At 62.5% G+C, this 1,191-nt stretch carries 1 protein-coding gene; it reads left to right on the forward strand.

The window, feature by feature from the left end:
* Positions 1 to 1,161 (forward strand): glutamate-5-semialdehyde dehydrogenase (locus V6C16_RS13755; protein ID WP_333543495.1); only part of this gene is annotated, 1,161 nt, incomplete at its 5' end.
* Positions 1,162 to 1,191: the final 30 nt, after the last annotated feature.

A 1,191-nucleotide genomic window follows, 5' to 3' on the forward strand; every position in this document is an offset into this window, starting at 1 on the left:
CAATTGCTGCACCAACGCGAACCGGAAATTCTGGCCGCCAACGCCCGCGATATCGAAGCTACACGGGCCGCCGGGCAGGATTCGGCGCGACTGGATCGCCTTACGCTGACCCGGACCATTATGGAAGAAATGTGCGCGGCCTGCGCCCATGTCGCCAATCTTCCCGACCCTGTGGGCGCGACCGAGAGCCAGTGGCAACGCCCCAACGGGCTGCTGGTGGGCAAGATGCGCATACCGCTCGGCGTGATCGCCATGATTTACGAGGCCCGCCCCAATGTGACCATTGATGCGGCCATCCTGTGCATCAAGGCGGGCAATGCCGTTATCCTCCGTGGCGGCAGCGAGGCCATACATTCCAATACCGCTCTGGCTCAGGCCCTGCAGGAAGCCATGATGCAGGCCGGGTTGCCCGCCTCTGCGGCGCAGCTTGTGACGGTTCCGGGGCATGAGGCTGTTAACGCCCTGTGCAAGCTCGACCAATATATTGATGTGATCATTCCCCGTGGGGGCGAAGGGCTTGTGCGCGCGGTTACCGAAGCCGCCACCATGCCCGTGCTCAAGCATTTCAAGGGCGTGTGCCACGCCTATATTGAGCCGGACGCCGACTTTGCACGCGCGCTGGACATCGTTTTCAACGGCAAGGTGCAGCGGCCCGGCGTGTGCAACGCGCTGGAATGCCTGCTGGTACACAAGGATGCCGCCCCGCGTTTTCTGCCTTTGGTGGCGGAAAAACTCGGCGCGGCGGGCGTGGAATTCCGGGCTGACGCCAAGGCCCTGCCCCTTATGGAGAAGACCGCGCAAGGGCACGTTGTCCCTCAGCAGGCTGAAGACCTGGGGCAGGAATTTCACGATCTTGTGCTCGCCGTCCGTGTGGTGGACAGCATGGATGAAGCGCTGGACCACATCGCCCGCTACGGATCAAATCATACAGAAATCATCTGCACCAACGACTATGCCAAGGCCATGCGCTTTCTGCGCGAGGCTGACGCCTCTATGGTGGCGGTCAATGCGTCCAGCCGCTTCAACGACGGTGGACAGCTCGGCCTGGGAGCGGAAATCGGCATATCCACATCCAAACTGCATGCCTATGGGGCTATGGGCGTTGAGGAACTGACCACCACCAAATTCGTGGTGCTGGGGCAGGGGCAGGTGCGGCAGTAGTGACCACGCGGCGCACCCTGCGGCCCCCGG

The organism is Desulfovibrio sp. 1188_IL3213, from assembly GCF_036763145.1.
GTDB lineage: Bacteria > Desulfobacterota > Desulfovibrionia > Desulfovibrionales > Desulfovibrionaceae > Desulfovibrio.